This is a genomic window from Fluviirhizobium alvei, from assembly GCF_030551875.1.
Classification (GTDB): domain Bacteria; phylum Pseudomonadota; class Alphaproteobacteria; order Rhizobiales; family Rhizobiaceae; genus Rhizobium_E; species Rhizobium_E alvei.
On record NZ_JAUOZU010000007.1, the window covers coordinates 300,054 to 321,830 of the forward strand.

The 21,777-nt window shown below is 59.0% G+C and carries 18 protein-coding genes; 5 read left to right on the plus strand and 13 right to left on the minus strand.

Annotated features, from left to right (window positions below):
• Positions 1–146: 146 nt before the first annotated feature.
• The 11 genes from Q4481_RS10720 to Q4481_RS10770 form a co-directional block, all read right to left on the minus strand.
• On the minus strand, positions 147–1,265 hold the full coding sequence (locus Q4481_RS10720) for a branched-chain amino acid ABC transporter substrate-binding protein (RefSeq protein WP_304376343.1): 1,119 nt from the start codon (positions 1,263–1,265) through the stop codon (positions 147–149).
• Between the two features lie 117 nt (positions 1,266–1,382).
• On the minus strand, positions 1,383–1,748 hold the full coding sequence (locus Q4481_RS10725; RefSeq protein ID WP_304376344.1) for a DUF6867 family protein: 366 nt from the start codon (positions 1,746–1,748) through the stop codon (positions 1,383–1,385).
• A gap of 71 nt (positions 1,749–1,819) precedes the next feature.
• Positions 1,820–2,545 (minus strand): ABC transporter ATP-binding protein, encoded by a 726-nt coding sequence (locus Q4481_RS10730; protein ID WP_304376345.1) that lies wholly within the window; start codon positions 2,543–2,545, stop codon positions 1,820–1,822.
• Positions 2,545–3,381 carry an ABC transporter ATP-binding protein gene (locus Q4481_RS10735; protein ID WP_377353900.1) on the minus strand — a complete coding sequence of 279 codons (837 nt, stop codon included), beginning with the start codon at positions 3,379–3,381 and terminating at the stop codon, positions 2,545–2,547. The genes Q4481_RS10730 and Q4481_RS10735 overlap by 1 nt, the downstream gene beginning before the upstream one ends.
• Positions 3,382–3,404: 23 nt before the next feature.
• Positions 3,405–4,790: a high-affinity branched-chain amino acid ABC transporter permease LivM gene (gene livM / locus Q4481_RS10740; RefSeq protein WP_304376347.1), complete on the minus strand. Its 1,386-nt coding sequence runs from the start codon at positions 4,788–4,790 to the stop codon at positions 3,405–3,407.
• A gap of 4 nt (positions 4,791–4,794) precedes the next feature.
• Positions 4,795–5,697, minus strand: coding sequence for a branched-chain amino acid ABC transporter permease (locus Q4481_RS10745; RefSeq protein ID WP_304376348.1), 903 nt, complete (start codon positions 5,695–5,697; stop codon positions 4,795–4,797).
• A gap of 315 nt (positions 5,698–6,012) precedes the next feature.
• Positions 6,013–8,439 (minus strand): GcvT family protein, encoded by a 2,427-nt coding sequence (locus Q4481_RS10750; RefSeq protein ID WP_304376349.1) that lies wholly within the window; start codon positions 8,437–8,439, stop codon positions 6,013–6,015.
• A 274-nt stretch (positions 8,440–8,713) separates the two neighbouring features.
• Positions 8,714–9,241, minus strand: a complete 528-nt coding sequence (locus Q4481_RS10755) for a sarcosine oxidase subunit gamma (RefSeq protein ID WP_304376350.1) — start codon at positions 9,239–9,241, stop codon at positions 8,714–8,716.
• 4 nt (positions 9,242–9,245) lie between these two features.
• Positions 9,246–12,206: a sarcosine oxidase subunit alpha family protein gene (locus tag Q4481_RS10760; protein WP_304376351.1), complete on the minus strand. Its 2,961-nt coding sequence runs from the start codon at positions 12,204–12,206 to the stop codon at positions 9,246–9,248.
• A complete protein-coding gene (locus Q4481_RS10765; RefSeq protein ID WP_304376352.1) occupies positions 12,203–12,481 on the minus strand; it encodes a sarcosine oxidase subunit delta in 279 nt (92 codons plus the stop codon). Before Q4481_RS10765 ends, Q4481_RS10760 begins: the two co-directional genes overlap by 4 nt.
• Positions 12,482–12,493: 12 nt before the next feature.
• Complete coding sequence (locus tag Q4481_RS10770) at positions 12,494–13,744, minus strand: sarcosine oxidase subunit beta family protein (protein ID WP_304376353.1); 1,251 nt, start codon at positions 13,742–13,744, stop codon at positions 12,494–12,496.
• Positions 13,745–14,062: 318 nt separating this feature from the next.
• On the opposite strand from Q4481_RS10770, the gene cysD reads away from it, so the two are divergent.
• The 4 genes from cysD (at position 14,063) to Q4481_RS10790 (ending at position 18,540) form a co-directional block, all read left to right on the plus strand.
• Positions 14,063–14,971 carry a sulfate adenylyltransferase subunit CysD gene (gene cysD / locus Q4481_RS10775; protein WP_304376585.1) on the plus strand — a complete coding sequence of 303 codons (909 nt, stop codon included), beginning with the start codon at positions 14,063–14,065 and terminating at the stop codon, positions 14,969–14,971.
• A complete protein-coding gene (nodQ, locus tag Q4481_RS10780) occupies positions 14,971–16,863 on the plus strand; it encodes a bifunctional sulfate adenylyltransferase/adenylyl-sulfate kinase NodQ (RefSeq protein ID WP_304376354.1) in 1,893 nt (630 codons plus the stop codon). The genes cysD and nodQ overlap by 1 nt, the downstream gene beginning before the upstream one ends.
• A gap of 3 nt (positions 16,864–16,866) precedes the next feature.
• Positions 16,867–17,646, plus strand: coding sequence for a 3'(2'),5'-bisphosphate nucleotidase CysQ (gene cysQ, locus Q4481_RS10785; RefSeq protein WP_304376355.1), 780 nt, complete (start codon positions 16,867–16,869; stop codon positions 17,644–17,646).
• Positions 17,647–17,781: 135 nt separating this feature from the next.
• Positions 17,782–18,540 (plus strand): alpha/beta hydrolase family protein, encoded by a 759-nt coding sequence (locus Q4481_RS10790; protein WP_304376356.1) that lies wholly within the window; start codon positions 17,782–17,784, stop codon positions 18,538–18,540.
• Between the two features lie 13 nt (positions 18,541–18,553).
• On the opposite strand, the gene Q4481_RS10795 is transcribed toward Q4481_RS10790, so the two are convergent.
• Positions 18,554–19,015, minus strand: a complete 462-nt coding sequence (locus Q4481_RS10795) for an Lrp/AsnC family transcriptional regulator (RefSeq protein ID WP_304376357.1) — start codon at positions 19,013–19,015, stop codon at positions 18,554–18,556.
• Positions 19,016–19,104: 89 nt separating this feature from the next.
• On the opposite strand from Q4481_RS10795, the gene Q4481_RS10800 reads away from it, so the two are divergent.
• Positions 19,105–20,067 (plus strand): threonine ammonia-lyase, encoded by a 963-nt coding sequence (locus tag Q4481_RS10800; RefSeq protein ID WP_304376358.1) that lies wholly within the window; start codon positions 19,105–19,107, stop codon positions 20,065–20,067.
• A 150-nt stretch (positions 20,068–20,217) separates the two neighbouring features.
• Here Q4481_RS10800 and Q4481_RS10805 read toward each other — a convergent pair whose 3' ends face one another.
• Positions 20,218–21,660, minus strand: a complete 1,443-nt coding sequence (locus Q4481_RS10805) for a capsular polysaccharide export protein, LipB/KpsS family (protein WP_304376359.1) — start codon at positions 21,658–21,660, stop codon at positions 20,218–20,220.
• Positions 21,661–21,777 lie beyond the last annotated feature (117 nt).

The following is a 21,777-nucleotide window of genomic DNA, read 5'->3' on the forward strand; positions in this document are numbered from 1 at the left end:
CCTGCCCTGCCAATGGGCCTGCGTCATGTCACTGTTGATCATCGCGACATCCGCTCTGGCATTGATCTTTTGTCTCTGACAAGAAGTCCCAAACAAAAAAGGCCCGGGATCGCTCCCGGGCCTCGCAACTCGTGGAACAAGAAAGCTTACTTGTTCTCGAGATAGGTGTACTTGCCGTCTGCACCCTTCTGCCAGGTGTACATGGTGTAGTCCGGACGGGTGATGTCGCCCTTCGCGTCGAAACCGATATCGCCGATAACGGTCTTGAACGGACCCTTGGCCTTGGCAGCTTCAGCAACCTTCATCGGGTCGTTGTCGCCAGCAGCCTTTGCAGCGTCGGCAATGATCTGCACGGCAGCATAGGAGTAGAGCGTGTAGGCTTCCGGCTCGAAGCCAGCGTCGCGGAACTTCTTTACGGCGTCGGCAGCGTTCGGGTTGTTACGCGGATCCGGCGGGAAGGTCATCAGCGTGCCGTTGACGGCGTCGCCGGCGATCGAGGCCAGTTCGTTGGAGGTGATGCCGTCGCCCGACATCAGCGTAGCCTTCAGGCCCTGGTCGGCCATCTGGCGCATGATGAGGCCAGCTTCGGTGTGCAGACCGCCGAAGTACACGAGCGAAACGCCGGCGTCCTTCATCTTGGCGATCAGAGCCGAGTAGTCCTTTTCACCGGGGGTGATGCCTTCGTAGAGGGCTTCCGTCACGCCGAGACCGTTCATGGCCTTCTTGGTTTCGTCAGCGAGACCCTGGCCGTACGGGGTCTTGTCGTGAACGACAGCGACCTTGGCGTCAGCGAAATGGTCCTTGATGTACTGGCCGGCAACAGCGCCCTGCTGGTCGTCACGACCGCAGGTACGGAACGTGTTCCACAGGCCGCGTTCGGTGAACTTCGGGTTGGTCGAAGCCGGGGTGATCTGGAAGATGCCGTTTTCGGCATAGACTTCCGATGCCGGGATCGAAACGCCCGAGTTGAAGTGACCGACAACGAACTTGACGCCGTCACCGACGAACTTGTTGGCAACCGAGATACCCTGCTTCGGGTCCGACACGTCGTCGCCGAGCACGATCTTGATCTGTTCCCCATTGATGCCGCCAGCAGCATTGATATCAGCTGCAGCCTGTTCGGCTCCCTTCTGGAGCTGGGCACCGAAAGCGGCATTCGGTCCCGTCAGCGGGCCTGCAACGCCGATGAGAATATCGGCCCAGGCGGATCCGCCGAAAGCGACCATGGCCGACACTGCCACGGCTGAGAGAAGCATCTTTTTCATTTTTGACTCCCAAAATTGAGGTGAGCTGGTTCCTGTTCTGCCACCGGCCGCTCACCTTTAGCACCGGAGGATATTCCTCTCGCCGATCCCTCTCGGCGGAAAGAAAACTTTTATAATTCAGTGGCTGCCCTGGCCGGCATTTTTAAGGCGCCAGCCGAAAGGACCTGTCTTTTCGTAAAGCCAGTAATATTTCGAGGACATCTGGTTCGCCCGCGTATAGCGAAAACCCAGGAACGAGAAGACCATCAGGATGATGGTATCGATCACATAGTAGTAGGCGCTGAACATCGTTCCGAAGAACAATGCATGGTGGATAAACCGCACGCCGATGCCAAGCAGCAGCGTGTAGATCACCATCTGCGGCCAGACCTTGCCCCAGCTTTCGGCAACGCCCTTGCCTGTCATCCAGGCAGTCCAGCCGCCGATCACGATCGAGATCATGATGAACGGCCACAACCCTTCTTCGTAGAGAATTCCTTGCATATCAAAACTCCCTCGCCGGAACTCTATCCGATTGCACTGCAAGTGCAAGAAGTTCCAAACGAATTGTCATCTTAATGGTGTCCGCCTTCGAGATAGGCAGCGCGCACTTCCGGATTGGCCAGCAGTTCCTTGCCGGACCCGCTCATCGTCACCAGACCGTTGACCATGACATAGCCACGGTCGGCGAGCCGGAGTGCCGCAAAAGCGTTCTGTTCGACCAGGAACACCGTCAGCCCTTCGCTCTTGTTGAGCTTGCCGATTGCCTCGAAGATTTGTTTGGAGATCAGCGGCGCAAGGCCGAGCGAAGGCTCGTCGAGCATCAGAAGCTTCGGGCGCGCCATCAGGGCACGACCGATCGACAGCATCTGCTGTTCGCCACCTGAAAGCGTGCCACCGCGCTGGGCCTGACGCTCTTCAAGACGCGGGAAAAGTTCGAAGATCCGCTTGACGTCCTCGTTGAAGTATTTCTGGTTATCGAGTCCGGCACCCATCTGAAGGTTTTCATAGACCGTCATGCGCGGGAAGATACGACGACCTTCCGGCGACTGGGCGATCCGCAGGCGGGCGATCTCGTGGGTTGGCATCCGCGTGATGTCCTTGCCATCGAACACGATCGAGCCGGTCCGGGCCTGCGGGCTGCCGCAGATGGTCATCATCAGCGTTGACTTGCCGGCGCCGTTGGCACCGATCAGGCAGACGATTTCACCCTTGTTGACTTCGACATCCACGCCGCCGAGTGCGCGAATATTGCCATAGAAGGTTTCCACCCCTTTGACTGAGAGCAGTGGCTGGGACATCAGGCATTGCCTCCGGCAATCTTGGCGGCTTCTTCTTCATCATCGACACCGAGATAGGCGGCAATGACCTTGGGATCGTTCTTGACGTGGTCGGGCGTGCCATCGGAAATCTTCTGGCCATATTCCAGAACCACGACATGGTCGGAGATTTCCATGACCACCGACATGTCATGCTCGATCAGCAGGATCGAGGTGCCGGTATCCTTGCGGATCGAACGCAGCAGTTCGTTGAGCGCCAGCGATTCCTTGGGGTTGAGACCGGCGGCCGGCTCGTCGAGGCACAGAAGCTTCGGGCCGGTGCACATGGCGCGCGCGATTTCCAGACGGCGCTGGGCGCCATAGGGAAGATCGCCGGCCGGGTCATCGGCGCGATCGATGAGATCGGCCTTTTCGAGCCAGAAGCGGGCGCGCTCTATCGCTTCACTGGCCTCCTTCTTGTAGCCGCCGATACCCATCAGCCCGAGAATGGTGAAGCCGGACGCCTTCATAAGGCGGTTATGTTGCGCCACCAGCAGGTTTTCGAGCACCGTCAGGCCGGAGAAGAGTCGGATATTCTGGAAAGTGCGTGCTACCTTGGCATGCGCCGTGATCTTGAAATCCGGCATCTGCTCGAGTTGGAAGACTTTTCCGTCATCGTGATTGAGCCGGATCATGCCCATCGTCGGCTTGTAAAAACCGGTGATGCAGTTGAAGACCGTGGTCTTGCCGGCACCGTTCGGGCCGATGAGCGCAGTGATTTCACCCTCATAGGCATTGAACGACAGGTCGTTGATGGCCATGAGGCCGCCAAACTTCATCGAGATGTGCTCGAGCTCGAGCAGAGGCTTCTTGTTCATTGTTTTGTCCGATCCCGACATGATCAACCATGCCCTTCCTTGGTGAAGCTGCCGGACACCGCCCGACGCTGGAACAGGAAGGCGGTCGGCTCGCGGCTACCCACGAAACCACGCGGTTTCCAAACCATGATGACAACCATCGCGAGGCCGAAGATCAGCATGCGATAGAGTTCCGGGGTGAAGTTGTCACCGAAGATCGCCTTGAGGAATTCCATGTTACGCAGGAGTTCGGTACCGCCAACCATAGCAACGGCCGCGACCGCGATACCGACCAGCGATCCCATGCCGCCCAGAACGACGATGGCAAGGATGATGGCGGATTCGAGGAACACGAAGGATTCCGGCGAAACGAAGCCCTGGCGAACGGCGAAGAAGGAGCCGGCAAAGCCGCCGAACATCGCGCCGATGGCAAAGGCCGTCAGCTTGGTGTTGGTGGTGTTGATGCCGAGCGACCGGCAGGCGATCTCGTCTTCACGCAGCGCTTCCCAGGCACGACCGATCGGCATGCGACGAAGACGAATCGTCACATAGGCGGTCAGCAGGCACAGTGCGAGAATGAGATAGAAGAGGAAGATCTTGTAATAGACCGACGACATCGGCAGATCGAAGGCCTTGGCGAAATTGTTCTCCGCCCCGACGTCAAACGACCAGATCCCGAAGATCGATGCCTTAGGAATGCCCGAAATACCGGCGGAACCGTTCGTGACTTCCTTCCAGTTGATCAGCACCAGTCGGATGATTTCACCGAAGGCCAGCGTCACGATCGCCAGGTAGTCACCCTTGAGGCGCAAAACCGGGAAACCGAGGATCACGCCCCAGAAGGCGGCGAGAATGCCGGCAAGCGGCAGGAGGATCCAGAAGGAGAAGCCGAAATACTGTGACAGCAGCGCATAAGAATAAGCACCCACCGCGTAGAAGGCCACATAGCCGAGGTCGAGAAGACCGGCCAGACCCACGACGATGTTCAGACCCCAGCCCAGCATCACGTAGATCAGGATCTGGATGCCGAAATTGTCGATATATTTCAGGGACGGCTGGAAGCCGAGCAGGCCAACGCAAACCGGCGGATAGAGAACAAGGATCGCAAGACCGATCTTGTTGAAATGCTTCTTGAGGAAGCTCTGTTCGCCGGGAGCTTCCTTGGTCTTTGATGCAGAACGCGCCGCGAGCCAGGGCCGTACGACCGCGATCATTGCAAACCGAACGACCATCGTCAGGATGACGGCGACGGCCAGTGCAGTCCAATGGGTGGCAACGATCAACTCGTTGTGGATGTTCTGCGTCGTCTCAAGCCCGATGAAGAGGAAGAACAGTCCGAAGGCAATGATGCCGGCGAAAATCGACTCGCGGATTGCCATGGCGGTCAGGTTTCCGCCGGCCGCCTTGTTACTCGAATTCGTGTTTTGCATGTCGTCAGACCTTTTCGACTTCCGGTCGGCCCAGGAGGCCCGAAGGCTTGAAGATGAGCGCAATCGCCAGGATCGAGAACGTCGCGACGTCCTTGTAGTCGATCGTGAAATAGGCAGACCAGAGGCTCTCGATCAGGCCGATCAGCAAACCGCCGATCACAGCGCCCGGAAGCGAACCGATGCCACCAAGAACGGCCGCGGTGAATGCCTTCACACCCGGGATGAAGCCGTCTGCGAACGAAATGACGCCGTAATACATGAGATACATGGTCCCGGCGACGGCAGCGAGTGCCGCACCCATCACGAAGGTGATGGAGATGGTGCGGTCGACATTGATGCCGAGGAGCGCGGCCATCTTGCGGTCCTGCTCGGTCGCACGCTGGGCGCGCCCCAGAGCGGTGCGATTGACGATGTACCAGAAGCCAGCCAGCAACACGGCCGTCAGGACAACGATGACGATCTGCTTCAGGGAGATCGAGATGCCGCCGATCTCATAGACCGAGGTGATCATGCCCGGGATCGCCTTGTTGCGCGGGCCCTGGGTGACCTGCACGAAGTTCGAAAGCACGATCGACATGCCGATGGCCGTGATGAGCGGCGCAAGGCGGAACGAGCCGCGCAGCGGCCGATAGGCCATCTTTTCGATCGTCCAGTTCCAGAGGCTGGTGACCGCCATGGCGACGATCATCATCACCAGAAGCGCCACGGCAACCGGAATACCGGCGATGGCAGATGTGAGAACGAGAAACACGATGAGCGCGACGAAGCCACCGAGCATGAAAATATCGCCGTGAGCGAAATTCACCATGCCGATGATGCCGTAGACCATCGTGTATCCAATTGCGATAAGACCGTAGATAGACCCAAGCGTCAGCCCGTTAACGAGCTGCTGGACAAAATATTCCATCCGTTTTTCCCCGCGAATGCCTTTTTGGCACCGTCATTTTTGGACCGGCTCTTTCAAGAGCTCTGTTGATCAGGGGATTCCATAACGCTTTCGGCTAAAATGTGAAGACGAAAAGTGCGCAATGCAGAGAAACTTTGGCAAAAACGGTGAAATCGGCCATTTTTGGCGCAAACTGAGCTAAAAATGACCAAAATGAGACGCAAAAACGAACAAATTCACATCGTTTGTCGGGCCGTTTTCGGGCCCGACAATGTTTTCAGTTTGAAATAAACGTTCCGAAACAGCCGTCGAAGGTCGTTCAGGAAGCCCTGCTGGCTAGCCGCGCATGATCTGGCTGTCCGGGTCGAAGAGCGGCGTTGCTTGCAGGCGCGCATCGAGCATATCGCCTAAAAGTTCCACCTGCCATCCGTCATTCTGATCGGCAATCTCCTTAGGGACATAACCGATCGCGACGGAAACGCCGGGCCCGTGGGCATAGCCGCCTGAAGTCACCCAGCCGCGCACTTCTCCCTTGTACCAGATCGGCTCGTCGCCCACCACATCGGCATCTTTCGCTTCGATGATGAAGGTGCGCAGGCGGAGGGTTCCGCCCTCGGCCTTTTCCCGGATGGCCGCCTGCTTCCCGATGAAATCGGCCACCTTGCCGGTTGCCACAAACCGACCGAGCTCGGCTTCCACCGGGCCGTAGAGCGGGCGGTACTCGCGGGACCAGCTGCCATAGGCCTTTTCGAGCCGAAGCGAATTGAGTGCGCGGAGACCGAAAGGCCGGATACCGTATTCCGCGCCGGCTTCCATCAGCTCGTCGAAGATGTAACGCTGATATTCCGGCTTCATCCAGATTTCGTAACCGAGATCACCGGTATAGCTGACGCGACCGACAATTGCCGGTGCCATGCCGATATCCATCTTGCGAATGGCCATGAAGGGGAAGGCATCGGTCGAAAGATCGAGATGGGTGAGTTTGGCCAGCACATCGCGCGCCTTCGGCCCGGCGATCGCAAGTCCCGTCAGGCCGAGCCCGATCGCCTCGAACCGAACCGATCCATCGGCCGGCAAATGACTCTCGAACCAGCGCATATGATAGTTCTCGGCAACGCCGGAGCCGATGACGAGGAAATCGTCCTCGCCCATCGTCGCCAGGGTGAAATCACCGATCAGCTTGCCATCCTCCTTCAGCATCGGCGCGAGCGTCATTTTGCCTTCGGCCGGAATACGGGCCGCGAGAATATGGTCGAGATAGGCGCGCGCGCCCTTGCCCGTAACCCGGTATTTGGCAAAGCCGGATGTCTCCATGATGCCGACGCTGGCACGCACGGCATTCACTTCCGCACCGACATGGTCGAAGTCGGTCGAGCGGCGCCAGGAGAACTTGTCCTCGACGCCAGCCGGTGCGAACCAGAGCGGCTGTTCGAGCCCGTAATAGGCGCCGAACTGGGCTCCGAGCGCCTTGAGCCGGTCATAGATCGGCGTTGTCTGCAGCGGCCGCCCGGCCGGCAACTCTTCGTTCGGGAACCGGATCGAAAAGCGTCGCGAATAGCCTTCGCGCACCTTGGCATTGGTATAGGCCATCGTGGTATAATCGCCGTAGCGCGAAACATCCATCGCGAACACGTCGAAGCCCGGATCGCCTTCGATGATCCAGTTTGCCAGCGCGAGACCGACACCGCCACCCTGGCTGAAACCGGCCATAACCGCGCAGGCCGACCAGAAATTCTTGAGCCCACGGATCGGGCCGACCAGCGGGTTGGCATCCGGCGAGAAGGTGAAGGGCCCGTTGATGACCTTGCGGATACCGGCATTGTTGAAAGCCGGGAAATGCCGGAAACCGACTTCCAGTTCGCCGGTGATGCGCTCGAGATCTTCCGCCAGCAGTTCATGACCGAAGTTCCACGGTGTCGTGATCGGCGACCAGGGACGGCAATCCTTCTCATAGGTGCCCATGAGCATGCCGCCCCGTTCCTGGCGGACATAGATTTCGCCGTCGAAATCGACGCAATGGACGATTTCCTTGCCGGTCGCGGCATTGTAATCGGCGACTTCCTGCATGTCCTCGGTGATGAGATACATATGCTCCATGGCGAGCACGGGAAGCTCGAGGCCCACCATGCGGCCGACTTCGCGGGCCCAGAGACCGGCGGCATTGACGACATGCTCGGCAACGATCTCGCCCTTGTCGGTGATGACGCGCCACATGCCATCCTCACGCTGCACGAGATCCTCGACCTTGGTGTGGAGATAGATCTCGGCTCCGTTCTTCTTGGCCGATTTCGCATAGGCATGGGTCGTACCATAGGGATCGAGATGGCCTTCGACCGGGTCAAAAAGGGCGCCGACGAACTGGTCCGGATCGAGAAGCGGCATGAATTCCATCGCTTCGCGCGGCGTCAGCAATTCTGTGTCGAGACCGCCGTAGCGGCCCTTGGCCTGAATGGTCTTCAGCCAGTCGAAACGGTCCTTGGTCGCTGCCAGCATCAGACCGGAAGTCATGTGCAGACCCACGTCCTGGCCGGAATAGTCCTGGATCTCCTTGTAGAGCTCCACCGTATATTTCTGCAGCTTTGCGACGTTCGGGTCGCCGTTGATCGTGTGCATGCCACCGGCTGCGTGCCAGGTCGATCCCGAAGTCAGTTCGGACCGCTCCAGAAGCACCACATCGGTCCAGCCGAATTTCGTGAGGTGATAGAGCACCGAACAGCCGACAACACCGCCGCCGATGACCACTACCCTGGCATGACTTTTCATCTGAACGCTCCAGTTCGGAAATTGTGAAGGCATGGGCCTGCACATTGAATGAGATGAGGAAGCCTAGTCGCTGCACCCGACATCGACTGGCCCGTCTGCGAAACGAACTTTGTCGTTTTCGACATAATTTTCATCCTGTTTGCGCCATGTTTCTGCCGTTCGATGAACAGGGATGTCGAAGCCGTCACAGCCGCTCAAAAACGGAAAACCCCGCGCGGCATAACCGGCGGGGCGACGATATATTTCGTTCGCAGTTTTTGTGGCGACTGTTGGCTCAGCGTTCAGAGATGGCGAAGGACAGGCCGAACTCGCGTCCAGCCAGCTTGAGATCGTGCAGGAGGCTTTCGGCGTAGGAGCGCATCACAATCAGCTCGAAACTCTCCTCATCGATGCGCGCCAGGTTGATGCTGATATGGCCGAACAGCATGTTGGCCGAGCTACCGACCGGAAATGCCCCATCGAGGTAAACGCCGACACCCTTCATCAGCAGGGCGAGCGCCCGCGGTCCGCCAAGCCTGAACAGGCAACGACCGTGGCTCTGGTCGACGACAAGCGCCTGCGCCGGATCAATATCCGGAACCTTGTCGGCAGCCACGACGATCCAGTCATCCGGACCGACGGTGCGCAGCGAAAGGCTCTTGGAGCGTTTCAACTTCTGAAGAAGCGCCTTGCCTTGGCCCCGAAACGGCATGACGGTGAAGATGCGGGCGCCATCGATCAGTTCGAGATGCGTCGCACCCGGCATCTCGATGCCGAGGGTCGCGCGTTCTGCCAGGGGATGGCGGGCGGTCAGAGAGGCCATCTCATCAACCTTTCAGCTTGCTGTTGTCGGGATCGATGAACACGGTCGGGCAAATCACCGCTTCGCATTCCAACCCGCGCAATTTGTCCCAGATCACCACAGTTTCGCCCATCCGTTCGTGTCCGGATTTGACGAAGCCGAGCGCAATCATATGCCCGAGGCTGGGCGAATAGCAGACGGAAGAGACCCAGCCCTGATCGTTCGGCGTCGAAGGGGTCGCGCCCGCCTTGAGAATATGGGCTCCTGCCTTGATCTCATCCTTCGGATCGACCGGCTTCAGGCCGACAAGCTGCGGCCGGTCGGCGGCCTTGAGGCCGAAACGGTCGAGCATACGCTTGCCGATGAAATCCGGCTTGGATTGCGACACGAGCTTGCCGAGCCCGACATCGTCGGCTGTCACGCGGCCGTCAAGTTCCGAATGGGTGACATGGCCCTTCTCGATGCGCATGACATTGAGGGCTTCCACGCCATAGGCGCAGATTCCGTCAGCCGCACCCGCATCCATGATCGCATCGGCAACCGCCTCGCCGTAACCGGCGGGAACCGCAAGTTCATAAGCAAGTTCACCGGAGAAGGAGATGCGGAACAGCCGGGCGGATAGACCATCCTTCAGTGTCACTTTTCGTGCTGCCATGAAGGGGAAAGCCGCATCCGAAAGGTCGTCCGCAATGAGCTGCTCGAGGATCGTCCGCGACTTCGGACCGACGATCGACATCTGCGCCCATTCGTCGGTGACCGAGACATAACGAACATCAAGCTCCGGCCAGGCTGTCTGATGATAGAATTCGAGATGCGCCATCACTTCGGCGGCATAGGCCGTGGTGGTGGTGATGAAGAAATGGTTGTCGCCAAAGCGGGCAATCGTGCCATCATCATAGACCATGCCGTCTTCGCGCAGCATCAGCCCGTAGCGGGCCCTGCCGACGGCAAGCTTCAGAACCGGATTGGAATAGATGCGGTTGAGGAACTCGGCTGCATCCGGTCCGGCGATCTCGATCTTGCCGAGCGTCGAGACATCGCAGAGACCGGCGCGGCTGCGCACCGTCATCACTTCGCGATCGACGCTTTCGCGCCAGGTCTTTTCGCCGGCCTTGGGGAACCAGCTCGAACGATACCAGAGACCGGTTTCCACCATGACGGCGCCGTTTTTCTTCGCCCAGTTGTGCAGCGGCGAATAGCGGATCGGGCGGGCATGTTCGAACCGCGCAGAACCGGCGAGCGCCCCGAACGTTACCGGCGTATAGAAGGGCCGGAAGGTCGTCGTTCCGGCTTCACCCGGAGAAATGCCTCGCATGGCGGCCACGATGGCCGATGCATTGACATTGCCGAGCTTGCCCTGGTCGGTCGCCATGCCGTTGGTTGTATAGCGCTTGGCAAGCTCCACATGACCATAGCCTTCGCGCACCGCGAGCCCGAGATCCTTGATATGGACATCGTTCTGGAAATCGACGAAGGCCTTCGCACGGGCTCCGGGCACGAAATAGATCGGCGTAAAGGACGGGTTCGCCTCGCCTTCGACATCGACGCCGGCATAGGCCGGCGCGGTCGCGCCAAGCGCCTCGATGGCATCGACAGCCTTGCGCCAGCCATCGGCCAGCGCCTCGGCTGTGCCATAAACGCCATTGGCCGAGCCGGCGGGAACGAAGGCCGGATCGACGTCCGGCGCGAGGAAGGCGGCCTTCTCCTCCGACCAAACGGGCTTGGCGCCCTTGTGGCAGAGAAGATGCACGATCGGGCTCCAACCACCCGAAACGCCCATCGCATCGCAGGCAATCTCTTCCTCAAAACCCGATCGCGACACGGTCATCGATTTCAGGCGCGCGCCGCCCGACGTCTTTAGGATGGCTCCGCCGGCATAGACCGGAGCGTTGGCGAATTCGGGAACGAAAGCCGCATTGCGGCTATCGACGATGGCCGCGACCTCGACCCCTGCCGCAACGAGATCTCGGGCTGTTGCATGACCGGAATCGCCATTGGTGAAAATCGCGACCTTCTTGCCGGCCGCAACGCCATAGCGGTTCAGGTAGCTGCGCATGGCCGACGCCGTCATGATGCCGGGCCGATCGTTGCCACCAAAGACCAGCGGCCTTTCTTCCGCACCGGTGGCGAGGATGGCCCGGCGGGTGGCGATGCGCCAGACGCGCTCGACGGGTCGGTCCGAAGCCGGCAGCGCGACATGTTTCTGCACCCGCTCGACCGCGCCGAACACCTGATCGTCGAACCAGCCGAAGGCCGTAGTTCGGGTCAGGATCCGGACATTCGAGAGGCTTTCAAGCTCTGCGACCGTCTGGGAGACGAAATCGACCGCGCTCCTGCCAGCAATCGACAGGCGGCTCGACAGCAATGCACCACCGCAGGCAGTGCCTTCATCGAGAAGAATGACCCTGAGGCCGGCTCGACCAGCCGCAAGCGCGGCCATCAGACCGGCGGGGCCTGCACCAATGACCAGAAGATCGCAGAAGGCCCAGCTCTTCTCGTAACTGTCGGGATCAAGTTCACCGATCGACAGTTTTCCGAGCCCGGCCGCCTTGCGGATAAAGGGTTCGTAGAGCTTTTCCCAGAACGCTTTCGGCCACATGAAAGTCTTGTAGTAAAAGCCGGCGCTCAGGAAGGGCGACAGCAGCGCGTTCAAACTGCCGATGTCATATTTCAGCGACGGCCAGCGGTTCTGGCTTGCGGCAATCAACCCGTCGTGAAGCTCGACCATCGTCGCGCGCGCATTAGGCTCCGCGCGACCGCCCTGCCCGATCGTGACCAGCGCATTCGGTTCGGCCGAGCCGGCTGTATAGACGCCACGCGGACGGTGATACTTGAAACTGCGCCCGACCAGCAGTTCGTCGTTGGCAAGCAGCGCGGAGGCCAGCGTATCACCGACATAGCCTGTGAACGGCTTGTCATCGAAACTGAAGGAGACGGGACGGCCACGTTCGACGAGACCGCCGGAAGCGAGACGATGGGCAGTCATGCCTTTTCTCCCGAAATCACGTCTGCGGCATCGCGCACCGAATGCACCGCGTGGGTCACCGTATCGCGCTCGACAATGAGCCAGCGCCGGCAGCCGCTCGCATGTTGCCAATATTCCAGATGACGCCCCATCGGATTGTCACGGATGAACACATAATCGAACCACACCTTCTCCGACGCATTGGCATCGGGCCGGCGGATGCTGGCATCGCCGCGAATGGAAAATTCCTCGGTGGGTCTCTTGCCGCAATGCGGACAGGTGATCAGGCTTGCCATAGGGGTCAGCTCTCAATGCAGATTGGGTTGCGGACCCTTGCCGCCTTCGTCGACGGCATAGCCGCGTTCGAAACGGTCAAGGCGCAATTCCCGGGCAACCGGGTGGGATTCGTTTTTGGCGATGAGATGGGCAAAGCAGAAGCCCGAAGCGGGCGTGGCCTTGAAGCCGCCATAACACCAGCCGGTGTTGAGGTAGAGATTGGAAATCGGCGTCTTGTCGATGATCGGCGAACCGTCCATGCTCATGTCCATCACACCGCCCCATGTTCTCAGAACCTTGGACCGCGACAGGCCGGGCACCATCGAGATCCCCTGTTCGAAGACATGTTCGACCATCGCGAGGCCGCCGCGGCGCGCATAGGAATTGTAACCGTCGATATCGCCGCCGAAGACGAGCCCGCCCTTGTCGGACTGCGAAATATAGAAATGCCCCATGCCGAAGGTGATCACCTGATCGACCACAGGCTTGAGCCCTTCGCTTACGAAGGCCTGCAGGACATGGCTTTCGATCGGCAGCCTGAGGCCCGCCATATCGGCCGTCACCGTCGAATGCCCGGCGGTGGCGAGTGCCAGACGGTTGCAGCCGATGGTGCCGCGCGTCGTTTCGACCCCGGTCACGACGCCATCCTTCTTGAGGATGCCGGTAACTTCGCAATTCTGGATGATGTCGACGCCCCGCATGTCCGCGCCGCGTCCATAGCCCCAGGCCACGGCATCATGCCGGGCAGTGCCGCCGCGCCGCTGAATGAGCCCGCCCTGAATGGGAAAGCGCGCATGGTTGAAATTGAGATAGGGTGCCATCTTCATCAATTGTTCGCGGCTCAGCATCTCCGCGTCGACGCCCTCCATCATCATGGCATTGCCGCGCCGCGCATAGGCATCCCGCTGACCGTCGGTATGATAGAGATTTATGACGCCGCGCTGCGACACCATCGCATTGTAATTGAAGTCCTGCTCCAGCCCTTCCCACAGTTTCATCGACAGTTCGTAGAAAGGTTCATTGCCAGGAAGCATGTAATTCGAGCGGATGATCGTGGTATTGCGGCCGATATTGCCTGAGCCGAGATAGCTCTTCTCCAGAACCGCGACATTGGTGATGCCGAATTCCTTGGCGAGATAGTAGGCGGTCGCAAGACCATGCCCGCCGCCGCCGACGATGATCACGTCATAATGCGGTTTCGGATCAGGGTTGCGCCAGGCCGGCTTCCAGCCACGGTTTCCCCGAAGTCCTTCCAAGAACACAGATAAAGCTGAAAACCGCATGGACCTTCCATTCAACAAGCATGGCAGCGGACGGGGCCGCTTTTTGCACTGCATCAATCTGGCAGAAACAAACGCGTGTTACCACGCCTGAGGGGACCGATGCTTTGCTTTTTGAGACATGTTTGCGGTGGAGACCAGATAGATGCGGACGGACTGTCGCAAAGCGGCCACATTCGCCAACGAAGAGGATGGCAACCTTTGGAGATGGCCTGCAAACGCAAGCCAAGCGTGGGCTTTGCAGTCAAAAAGGTTGCCAGACAGAAACAAACTCTCTAAACGCACACGACACTTGGCGACAACGCGTATTTTGCGGAGCAAATATCTACCATGTCCCTTACACATCTTCAGCGTCTTGAAGCTGAGGCCATCCATATCTTTCGGGAAGTGGCGGCGACATTCTCCAATCCGGTGATGCTATATTCCATCGGCAAGGACTCGTCGGTCATGCTGCACCTGGCGATGAAGGCCTTTTATCCTGCCAAACCGCCTTTCCCTTTCCTGCATGTCGATACGACCTGGAAATTCCGCGAAATGACGGCATTTCGCGACAAGATGGCGAAAGATCTCGGCATCGATCTTCTGGTTCACGTCAATCCGGATGGCGTTGAACAGGGCATCGGCCCCTTCACCCACGGCTCCAACGTCCATACCCATGTCATGAAGACGCTCGGCCTGCGCCAGGCGCTCGACAAGTATGGTTTTGACGCCGCCTTCGGTGGCGCCCGTCGCGACGAGGAAAAGAGCCGCGCCAAGGAACGCATTTTCTCCTTCCGCAATGCACAGCATTCCTGGGATCCGAAGAACCAGCGCCCGGAAATGTGGAAGACCTACAATACACGCGTTGGCCAGGGTGAATCGATCCGCGTCTTCCCGCTGTCGAACTGGACCGAGCTCGACATCTGGCAGTATATCATGAAGGAAAACATTCCGATCGTGCCGCTATACTTCGCCGCCAAGCGTCCGGTCGTCGAAAAGGACGGCATGCTGATCATGGTCGACGACGACCGCATGCCGATCGGTCCGGAGGATGTCATCGAGCACCGTCTGGTCCGCTTCCGTACCCTCGGCTGTTATCCGCTGACTGGCGCGATCGAATCCGATGCCGCCGATCTTCAGGATATCGTTCGCGAGATGCTTACCGCCCGTACGTCGGAGCGCCAAGGCCGTCTGATCGACAAGGATGAAGCCGGCTCGATGGAGAAGAAGAAGCGCGAGGGGTATTTCTGATGAGCATTGCAGAACAGGTCGACGTTTCGGGCGACATGATCGAATATCTCAAGGAGCAGGAAAAGAAATCCATGCTCCGCTTCCTGACCTGCGGGTCGGTCGACGACGGCAAATCGACCCTGATCGGTCGCCTGCTCTATGACACCAAGCTGATTTTCGAAGATCAGCTTGCCACGCTCGAACGCGACAGCCTCAAACACGGCACCGACGGCGAAAACATCGATTTCGCGCTGCTGGTCGATGGTCTTGAAGCCGAGCGCGAACAGGGCATCACCATCGACGTCGCCTATCGCTTCTTTGCAACCGCCAAGCGCAAGTTCATCGTTGCCGACACTCCTGGCCACGAACAATATACGCGCAACATGGCGACCGGCGCTTCGACCGCCGATCTCGCCGTCGTGCTGGTCGACAGCCGCCAGGGCATTCTCAAGCAGACGCGTCGCCACTCCTACATCGCCTCGCTGCTCGGCATTCGCAACATCGTGCTGGCCGTCAACAAGATCGACCTGATGGATTATTCCCAGGAGGTCTTCGACAAGATCGTTGCCGACTACATGGAATTCGCCAAGGATCTCGGCTTCACCTCGATCCAGCCGATCCCGATGTCGGCGCGTTTCGGCGACAATGTCACGATGCAGTCGAGCCGGATGCCCTGGTACAAGGGTCCGACGCTGCTCAGCCATCTCGAAACGGTTCCCGTCGAGAACGAATATCTCGACAAGGCCTTCCGCTTCCCGGTTCAATATGTCGTTCGCCCGAACCTCGATTTCCGCGGTTTTGCCGGTCAGGTCGCCTCCGGCCGTATCAAGGCAGGCGACAAGCTGACCGTTGCCAAGTCCGGCCAGCAGTCCGTGGTCAAGGAAATCGTCACCCACGACGGCAATATCGACGAGGCCATCGAAGGCCAGGCCGTGACGATCGTGCTCGCCGACCAGATCGACATCTCGCGTGGCGACATGCTGGTCGATCCGGAAAACCGTCCGCATGTGGCCGACCAGTTCCAGGCGCATATCATCTGGTTCGATGCCCAGCCGATGATTCCGGGCCGTTCCTACATTCTGCGCACCGAAGTCGACAGCGTTTCGGCAACCGTGACCGCGCTGAAGCACCAGGTCAACATCAACACGTTCGCGCACGAGGCTGCCAAGCACCTCAACATGAACGAAGTGGGCGAGTGCAACATCTCCACCCAGTCGCCGATTGCCTTTGATCCCTATCGGACCAATCGCGTCACCGGCAACTTCATCCTCATCGATCGCTTCACCAATGCGACGGTCGGTGCCGGCATGATCGACCATCCGCTGCGTCGTGCATCCAACGTGCACTGGCAGGCGATGGAAGTGAACAAGGAAGCCCGCGCGGCGCTCAAGAACCAGAAGCCGGCCGTGCTCTGGTTCACGGGTTTCTCCGGTTCGGGCAAATCCACCATTGCCAACAATCTCGAAAAGCTGCTGACCGCCCAGGGCAAGCATACGTTCATGCTTGATGGCGACAACATCCGTCACGGGCTCAACCGCGACCTGGGCTTCACTGCCGAGGATCGGGTTGAAAACATCCGCCGTGTCGCCGAAGTCGCCAAGCTGATGACCGATGCCGGCCTGATCGTGATCGTCTCCTTCATCTCGCCGTTCCGTTCCGAGCGCCGCATGGCGCGCGAACTGTTCCCGGAACACGAGTTCATTGAAGTGTTCGTCGACACGCCGCTGGAAGAGTGCATCAAGCGCGACCCGAAGGGGCTCTACAAGAAGGCAAGTGCCGGCGAGATCGCTAACTTCACCGGCATCAGCTCGCCCTATGAGCCGCCGGAAGCACCGGAAGTGCATCTGCGCACGCTTGGTCATTCGGCCGAAGAGCTTGCGATCCAGATCGAAACCTTCCTGAACAAGCGGTGATCCATGCTCGCAGTTCTGGAAATCATCGCGTTTGATGCCGGCAAGGCCATTCTCGAGGTCTATCACGGCACGACCGAAGTGAGCGTGAAGGCGGATTCGTCCCCCGTCACGCAAGCCGACGAGAAGGCCGAAGAGATCATCCTCGCCGGTCTTGCCAAGGCCTATCCGCATATTCCGGTGGTCGCCGAGGAATCGGTGGCAGCCGGCCGTGTTCCGGATATTTCCGAAGGCCGGTTCTTCCTGGTCGATCCGCTGGATGGAACCAAGGAATTCATCAACAAGCGCGATGACTTCACGGTCAATATCGCGCTGATCGAAAAGGGCGTGCCCGTTGCCGGCATCGTCTATGCCCCGGCCAAGGGCGTGGCCTATACCGGACAGGCCGGCAAGGCCGAGAAGCTGACGATCGGTGCGGATTTTGCGATCACGCATCGCGAGCCCATTGCCTGCCGGGCTCCCTCGGGTGAACTGACCGCTGTCGCCAGCCGGTCGCACAATTCGCCTGAGACCGAAGCCTTCCTTTCCGAGAAGGGCATTACATCGATCAAGTCGGTCGGTTCGTCGCTGAAATTCTGCCTCGTTGCCGAAGGTGCCGCCGATGTCTATCCGCGGTTCGGACGCACGATGGAATGGGACACGGCGGCCGGCGATGCCGTTCTGCGCGCCGCAGGCGGTATCACCGTCGATCTCGACGGCAACCCGTTCCTCTATGGCAAGGTGAAGCAAGCCAGCGACAGCGACTTCGCCAACGGCCATTTCATCGCCTGGAACCGGCTTCCCTGATCTACCTCGGGAATGCTCCACAATTCATTCATGGGCCCCCGCCAAAAGCGGGGGCTTTTTGCTGCCGGATCTGCGAGAACCTTCGCGAGGAGACAAGACGGCAGGTCTTTGCCGCCAGAGGGAACGTGATCAACCATGATGCTTGAGAAGTATTTCATACCCTCCTGTGAGCGTGGCGCCGAACTGGAGGTCGTTGCCGCAACACCATCGGCGGACGGTCCGCACCCGACCCTCATCTTCAACCATGGCTCGACTGGCCGTGGCCAGAACAAGGCAATCTATCGCAGGACGATCAGCCCGGCAGTAATCGCCAACCACTTCGTTGCGCGCGGCTGGAATGTACTGTTTCCGCAGCGTCGCGGACGCGGAAAATCGGGCGGGCTTTATGGTGAAGCGTTGGCTCCCGATGGTTCCGGCTATTCCTGCAATGCAGATATCGCCATTGCCGGCTTCGAACGGGCAATCGAAGACATCGATTCGGTCATGGACCATGTGCGCGCCCGCCCCGATATCGACCAGAACCGGCTCGCCATTGCCGGCGTCTCGCGCGGCGGCATCCTGTCGATCGCCTATGCCGGCATGCGGCCGAATATCTTTCGCGCAGCCATCAATTTCAACGGCGGCTGGTTGGGCAGAGCCTGTCCGAGCCACGAGACTGTCAATCCTCAGCTGTTTGAACGCGGCGCATCGGCTGGAATTCCGACGCTCTGGCTGCACGGAAGCCACGACCAATATTATCGCATCGGCCATTGCCGGGCCAACTTCGACCGGTTCGTTGCCGCCGGCGGTAAGGGAACATTCGTCGCTGCACGCATGGGGCATGCCCTGATGTTCAAGCCTGCTCTCTGGAAAGCGCCTATGGACCTCTATCTGGAGAGTGTCGGCCTCGCCTGAAAGCTCCCGCAATTCAGGCTTCCAGATCGAGGCTCAATCCATGCTTGATCGTCTTTAGCGCGATCAGGCTTCTATATTTTCGAACGATCGATTGTTGATCTGTCATCAGCCGATCGATGAATGCATTATATTCCTGCAGATTGCGGACAACGACCAGTACCACAAAATCCATATCGCCGGTCACGTACCAGCAGGATTGCACCTCCGGAGCGCGATCGAGCCACTGCTGAAGCTGTTGCAGCGTATGGCGATGTTCGTTCTGGATCTCCAGTTCGACCAGTACCGAAAGTGTCCGGTCCACGGCCTGCGGGCTGACGACCGCGACGATCCTTTCGATTACGCCTTCCTGCTTCAGCTTCGCGATACGCCGCTCGGTGGCAGAAACCGAAAGATTGATCGTTTCGGCAATCACCTTGCAAGGGACATCTGCATTCTGCTGCAGAAGGGACAAGATTGCGCGATCCACATCGTCCATAGCGTGCATCTCCATTGTTATGCGTATTATCGGCTCCAGAATAACATATTGCGCGGCTTTTCTGCATGATTAATCGCTATCATCACGCGATGACAAAACAAGCACCACTCTCCCCTCGCCGGATCATGGACGCCAGAACGCGGATCGATCCTCTGTTTCTCGACACGCCGCTATTGCAGGCGAACCTGAACGGTCTCTCGATCCTCGCAAAGGATGAGACCGAAAACCCGATCCGCAGTTTCAAGGGCCGCGGAACCAGCTTCTATCTTGCAGAGAACGCCCACGACACGGCACCGCTGGTCACCGCATCCGCAGGGAATTTCGGCCAGGGTCTCGCTTACAATGCTGGCAAGCATGGTCGCACGCTGATCGTCTTTGCGAGTGTCAACGCCAGCCCGGTGAAAATCGATGCGATGCGGCGGTTCGGGGCGGAGGTCATGCTCGCCGGCGACGATTTCGACGCCGCAAAGGCGGCCGCAAAACGCCACGCCGAAGAAAAGGGACTGCGCTTCGTTGAAGATGGCGCAGAAGCGGCGATCGCCGAAGGTGCCGGAACCATCGCGGCGGAACTCACCGATCATGGCGAGGCGATCGATGCCATCTACATACCGCTTGGCAACGGCGCGCTTGCAGCCGGCATCGGTTGCTGGTTCAGAATGCAATCGCCCAGCACGCGGATTATCGCTGTCGCCGCAAGCGGCGCGCCCTGCATGGCCCTTTCCCACCGGGCGGGCCAATCGATCTCGACGGAGGAAGCGCGCACAATTGCTGACGGCATTGCGGTCAGGATTCCGGTGCCGCAGGCTGTCGAATGGCTTCAGGACACAATTGACGACGTGGTGCTTGTCGATGACGACCAGATCATTGCCGCGATGCGTTTTGCCCATGAACGCTGGGGACGCGTCGTAGAGCCGGCGGGTGCTGCCGGTCTTGCCGGCATTCTGGCGGAACGGAGCGATTGGACAGCACGCCGCGTTGCGACGATCCTCTGTGGCGGCAACCTCACGGACAAGCAGATCGCATCCTGGCTTCCATCTGCCAGCAACAGATAAAGATGTATTCGGAGAACGGCGCCTTGTGAATGCATGCCAAGGCAGCATAAGGCCAAACTGGTTACGTGCGTGCCTTAAAGCAACATTGGTTCCAACGATGCCGAATCGCTGGCCGTTACAATCAGGTGATCTGGAAAATGGGCGAGCGGATCAGTTACGCTCGCCACCGGCGATCTTCGAACCCGGCCCGAAGGGCACATTGACGACAACGCCGCCAGTATCCTTGGCAGGACGCTTTTCCTCAAGAGCCGCATCGATTTTCTTGCGCAGCGCCTCGATTGCCGGCGCCATGGCATCTTTGGCGTAGAAATCGCCGCCGGCCAGGCATTCATGATGAATCCAGCTGAGATAGCGATGGCGGACATTTTCCGGCGCGGACTTGCCTTCCAGCCAGAACCGGTCGAGATCCATCCCGCGTTCGACGCAGAAAGCAAGTTCCGGGTGGCGGTAAAGCGCCTGCCCGAGCACGGCAAGCGGCACGCCATGGTGCAGCGCCGACAGGCCGGAGGTGGAATTGATGGTGATCATGCCGGCCGAATGACGCGTCAGCAACGACAGCGATCCGCCGTCGAGCACATGGACGCGATCCTTCACATCATTCAGCGCGCTGACCTGACGGATGAAGTTCCAGTCGCGCGTATGGCCGCGTTCCATCGGATGGATCTTGAAAACCAGCTGCCGATCCGATGGCGCATTGCGCGCAAAGGAAACAATCGTCTTCAGAATAAGCTTCTGGTTATTCCAGCTGTTGGCCGCACGGCCAAGCTGGGTATCGTCATGAACCTGGAGCGGGACAATGTAGAACTTCTTGTCGTGATGTTCGAGCAGTCGCTCCGAAATATGATAGTTCCGGCCGACATGGGCGAACTTGCGATAGTAGTTCTTGAACCAGTAGAACCCTTCGGAAATCAGCGTCCGCTTGTGCTTGTGGAACAGCTTGCGTTCGCCGGGCGTCGATGCCAGTGCACGCACCGTGAAATATTTGAAGGCATTGTAGGCCATGGCGCTGAACGAACCGGGTGCAGGCACTGCTACCGGGCCATCCTTACGCGGCGCGTTGAATTCTTCCGGCGGCAGCAGACCGGCAATCGGGGACCGCCAGTTGTTTCCACCCCGTTCAATCGTGATGTAGCCGGGGCGGATATAGCCCTCTTCAAGACAGATGACCGGAATGCGCGCCTGTTCGGCACATTCGGCCGCGATCCTGTGAATGATACGTTCGGACCCGAACAGCACGACGGCATCAAAACCATTGTCACGCAACAGCTCGATGAACCAGGCACGCCATGTTTCGAGCGAACTCGAAAAGTTGATCGTCTTTTCCTTGCGGGAATAGAGCCGATCACCCGCATTGAAACAGATGCGCCAGGCATCGTAGCCGTTCGCGTTCAGATGGTCCTGAATACGGAGAAAGAAGCTTCCAACCGGACCCTGCAACAAGAGAACGCGGGGACCATTCTTGTTGGGAAACTTGCGGCGTGCACGACGGATGAAAGGCAGATTGATCAGACCAGGCCCGCTCGCAGTGTCAATACGATGACGCTTCCGGTTACCGGAGCCTTGAGCGTTGCGCGGATCTATTGGTGTGTTCATGGCAGACAGGCTTTATTCTTCATGAGGACTCACAACCAGCTGGAATGGTCTTTACATAAGGTGAACATCATTTCAACCTCAGCGAAATGGGTATGTCGGATCCTGGTGCAACATTGC